The organism is Nocardia halotolerans, from assembly GCF_042650145.1.
Classification (GTDB): Bacteria; Actinomycetota; Actinomycetes; order Mycobacteriales; family Mycobacteriaceae; genus Nocardia; species Nocardia halotolerans.
In genome coordinates this window covers 174125-177826 of sequence record NZ_JBHSDL010000014.1, presented here as the reverse complement: position 1 = coordinate 177826, position 3702 = coordinate 174125, and the positions used below count along the sequence as shown (strand labels likewise).

Annotated in this window: 4 protein-coding genes; 2 read left to right on the top strand and 2 right to left on the bottom strand. The window is 69.2% G+C overall.

Going from position 1 to position 3702, the window contains the following annotated elements; genetic code table 11:
- Positions 1 to 229: 229 nt before the first annotated feature.
- Positions 230 to 1561, top strand: a complete 1332-nt coding sequence (locus tag ACFO5K_RS11465; protein WP_378563723.1) for a M16 family metallopeptidase — start codon at positions 230 to 232, stop codon at positions 1559 to 1561.
- A 4-nt stretch (positions 1562 to 1565) separates the two neighbouring features.
- On the opposite strand, the gene ACFO5K_RS11460 is transcribed toward ACFO5K_RS11465, so the two are convergent.
- Positions 1566 to 1907, bottom strand: coding sequence for an ArsR/SmtB family transcription factor (locus tag ACFO5K_RS11460; protein ID WP_378560216.1), 342 nt, complete (start codon positions 1905 to 1907; stop codon positions 1566 to 1568).
- A gap of 94 nt (positions 1908 to 2001) precedes the next feature.
- Here ACFO5K_RS11460 and ACFO5K_RS11455 point away from each other — a divergent pair, with 94 nt between their 5' ends.
- Positions 2002 to 3207, top strand: coding sequence for an MFS transporter (locus ACFO5K_RS11455; protein WP_378560213.1), 1206 nt, complete (start codon positions 2002 to 2004; stop codon positions 3205 to 3207).
- A 55-nt stretch (positions 3208 to 3262) separates the two neighbouring features.
- Here the strand turns inward: ACFO5K_RS11455 and ACFO5K_RS11450 are convergent, their stop codons facing one another.
- Positions 3263 to 3658 (bottom strand): VOC family protein, encoded by a 396-nt coding sequence (locus tag ACFO5K_RS11450; protein WP_378563720.1) that lies wholly within the window; start codon positions 3656 to 3658, stop codon positions 3263 to 3265.
- Between the last annotated feature and the right edge of the window lie 44 nt (positions 3659 to 3702).

Sequence of the window (3702 nt, the reverse complement as noted above, 5' to 3'; positions counted from 1 at the left end):
GCGGCGCTGGCCCGGATCGCGGCCGTCCTCGACGCGGCCGCACCCGAGGGGCACACGACGAGGGCCGATGCGCGGGCGGGTGCGGTGGGCGCCTAGAATCGGGCAGCCGGCCGTCGTGCCTGCTGCCTGTTTCGCCGAGGCATCCGCGCACGTCGCCAGCTCCCGTTTCGAGAGGTTGAGAACCCATGCCAGTACAGCCGTCCGGTGGGATCGGGTGAGCACACCACCATTGACCGAATCGAGTGCCGAACCCGCTGACGACGTCTGCACCGACGGTGGTGTGCGCCGCACGGTGCTCCCCGGCGGCCTGCGCGTGGTCACCGAGCATCTGCCCGCCGTGCGCTCGGCCTCGGTCGGCGTCTGGGTCGGTGTCGGCTCCCGCGACGAAGGCCCCACGGTGGCCGGCGCCGCGCACTTCCTCGAGCACCTGCTGTTCAAGGCGACCCCCACGCGCACCGCACTCGACATCGCCGAGTCCATGGACGCGGTCGGCGGCGAACTCAACGCCTTCACCGCCAAGGAACAGACCTGTTATTACGCCCACGTACTCGACGAGGACCTGCCGTTGGCGGTCGAACTCGTCTCCGACGTGGTGCTCAACGGCCTGTGCCGGGCGGCCGACGTGGACGTGGAACGCCAGGTGGTGCTCGAGGAGATCGCCATGCGCGACGACGATCCCGAAGACCTGGTCGCCGACTCCTACCTCACCGCCATGTTCGGCGAGCATCCCATCGGACGTCCGGTGATCGGCAGCGTCGAATCCATCGAAGACATGCGAGCCGCTCAGCTGCGTGGCTTCCACCAGCGCCGCTACCGGCCCGAACGCATGGTGGTCGCGGTCGCGGGCAATGTCGACCACGGGCGCGTCGTGGAACTGGTGCACCGCGCGTTCGGCCCGCACCTCGATCTCGGCGCCGAACCGGCGCCGCGCCGCGAAGGCACCTTCCGTGCCCAGGGCACACCCGGGCTGGTCCGGATCAACCGCGACAGCGAACAGACCCACCTCGCCTTCGGGGTGCGCGCCTTCGGCAGGCACGAAGGTCAGCAGCGCTGGCCGCTGTCGGTGCTCAACACCATCGTGGGTGGCGGGCTGAGTTCGCGGCTGTTCCAGCGTATTCGGGAAGACCGCGGCCTGGCGTACTCGGTGTATTCGAGCGTGGACACCTTCGCCGACACCGGCGCCTTCTCGGTGTCGTTGGGGTGTCAGCCCGAAAACCTCGGGCAGGTGGCGGATCTGGCACGCGGGGTGCTCGACGACGTCGCGGCCAACGGTGTCACCGACGCCGAATGTGCCCGCGCGAAGGGCTCTTTGCGCGGTGGGTTGGTGCTCGGGCTCGAGGACTCGGCCTCGCGGATGAACCGCATCGGGCGCAGCGAACTCAGCTACGGCAACCATCGCAGCGTCTCGGCGACCCTGGCGCGTATCGATGCCGTCACCACCGACGAGGTCAGCGAGGTCGCGCGGACCCTGCTGGCCCGCCCCTACGGCGCGGCGGTGGCCGGCCCGTACCGGCGTACCCGCGAACTGCCCGCTTCGGTGCGAAAGCTCGTCGAGCACTGACCGGTTATCGCGGCCCGCTGTCGTGGGCGCGATTGGCGGCATCGACGACGGCCGAGAGCAGGCCGGGCACGGCGCGGTCCAGTTCGGCGGCGCGCAGCCGCTGATAGGTCTGGCCCTCCTGGGTCAGGCGTTCGATGATGCCCGCTTCGCGCAGGATCTTGAAGTGGTGGGTCGCGGTGGATTTGTTGATCGCGTCGTAGAGCGCACAGCAGCGCAGCGGCGTCTCCGAGTTGCTGAGCCGGCGCACCATCTCCAGGCGTACCGGGTCGTGTAGCGCACCGAGCACGGCGGGGAGCGCGGCCACCGGTATGGTCGGCACCGCGGGAAGATCTTTAGGTTGAGTCATGATCTACCTCACTCCAGGGTTTGATAGTCATCATACTCGGCGTAGGGTCGGGAGCAGTTCGATGGTCGTCAAACTCACCTGATAGGGGCACGGCATGGCAGCGACAACAATGGCGCCGGTCGTGCCTGTTCAGCGCTGGGCCTACGGGCTCGTGCTCGCCGCCACCGGCGTGGCACTCGGTGTCTCGGGAGCGCCCGCCCCGCTCTACGGCCTCTACGAAACCCAATGGCACCTCTCGCCGCTCACCACCACCATGGTCTTCGCCGTGTACGCGGTGGCCGCCCTCGGCGCGGTGCTGGTCTCGGGCCGGATTTCGGACGTGGTGGGCCGCAAACCGGTCATCGTCGGCGCGTTCGCCACCATGATCCTGGGACTGGTCGTGTTCCTGCTCGCCGATTCGGTGCCCATGCTGCTGCTGGCCCGCGCGCTGCACGGCGCGGCCGTCGGTGCCACCGTGGTGGCCGGTGCCGCGGCCCTGCTGGATCTGCGGCCCGAGCGCGGCGCGCGGTCGGGTCAGCTCACCGGGGTGGCGTTCAATGTCGGTATCGCGGTGGCCGTGCTCGGCACGGCCGTACTGGCGCAGTACGCGCCGTCCCCGTTGCGCACGCCGTATGTGGTGATCGCCGTGGTGTGCCTGGCCGCGGCCGCGGGCATGCTGGCGCTGCGCGAACCGCACACCGCCCGGGTGAAGGGCCGCATCACCATAGCGAAACCGGCGGTGCCCGCCGAGATCCGAACCGACTTCTGGTTCTCCGCGATCGGGGTGATGGCGGCCTGGTCGGTACTGGGCGTGCTGCTGTCGCTGTATCCCTCGCTGGCCGCCGCCGAAACCGGAGTGCACAACCTGGTCTTCGGCGGGGTGGTGGTGGCCAGCACCGCCCTGGCCGCGGCGCTGGTGCAACTGTTCGCCACCAGGATCCCGGCGCGCCGCGCGGCCATCCTCGGCGACATCGGCATGGCGGCGGCGCTGCTGGCGACGGTGCCCGCGCTGGCGACCGAACAACCCGCCGCGGTGCTGATCGCCGGGCTGGTGCTCGGCGCCGCCTTCGGGCTCGGCTTCGGCGGTTCGCTGCGCCATCTCGCAGAGGTCGTGCCGCCGCATCGGCGCGGGGAGACCATGTCGGCGTACTACCTGCTCGCCTACTCCGCGATGGCGCTGCCCACGCTGCTCGCGGGCTGGGCGGCGACCACCTGGGGTATCGCGACCGTGTTCCCCTGGTTCATCCTGATCGTTTCGGTGGCGTGCGTGCTGGCCGCCCTGCTCGGGCTGCGCAGCGGCCGGGCCCCGAAGACATCGTGACCCCGCAGGCACCGGCCGGTTCACCACGGGTGGACCGGCCGGGTGCCCGGGCGTTCTAGGTGGGCCAGCCGCCGTACGGCACGGTGATCATCTCCAGGAAATGACCGTTGGGGTCGAGGAAATAGACCCCGCGGCCACCGTCGTTGTGATTGATCTCGTTGACCCCGTGTTGCTGCGGGTCAGCCCAGTGGTCGAGCCGGTAGCGCCGGATCTTGGCGTAGGCGGCGTCGAACTCGGCTTCGGAGACGAGGAACGCGTAATGCTGGGGTTGGATTTCAGAAATGTGTGGCGGCACCCTGGCGAAGTCGAAGGTGACACCGTGCTCGAGGGGGATCGGGATGAACGGACCCCACTGCTTGCCTGTCTCCAGCCCGAGGATGTCCGCCCAGAATTCGGCGGTTTCCCTGTTGTCGTGACATCCGACAATCGTGTGATCGAACTGTACTGTCAGCGGATTTCTCCTTGGTTTCGTGAGAGCACCGACCCTGGGCACGG

Excerpts from the sequence above, each read along its gene's own strand:
- ACFO5K_RS11460 (WP_378560216.1), bottom strand. The coding sequence starts at position 1,907 with ATGACTCAACCTAAAGATCTTCCCGCGGTGCCGACCATACCGGTGGCC.
- ACFO5K_RS11455 (WP_378560213.1), top strand. The coding sequence starts at position 2,002 with ATGGCAGCGACAACAATGGCGCCGGTCGTGCCTGTTCAGCGCTGGGCC.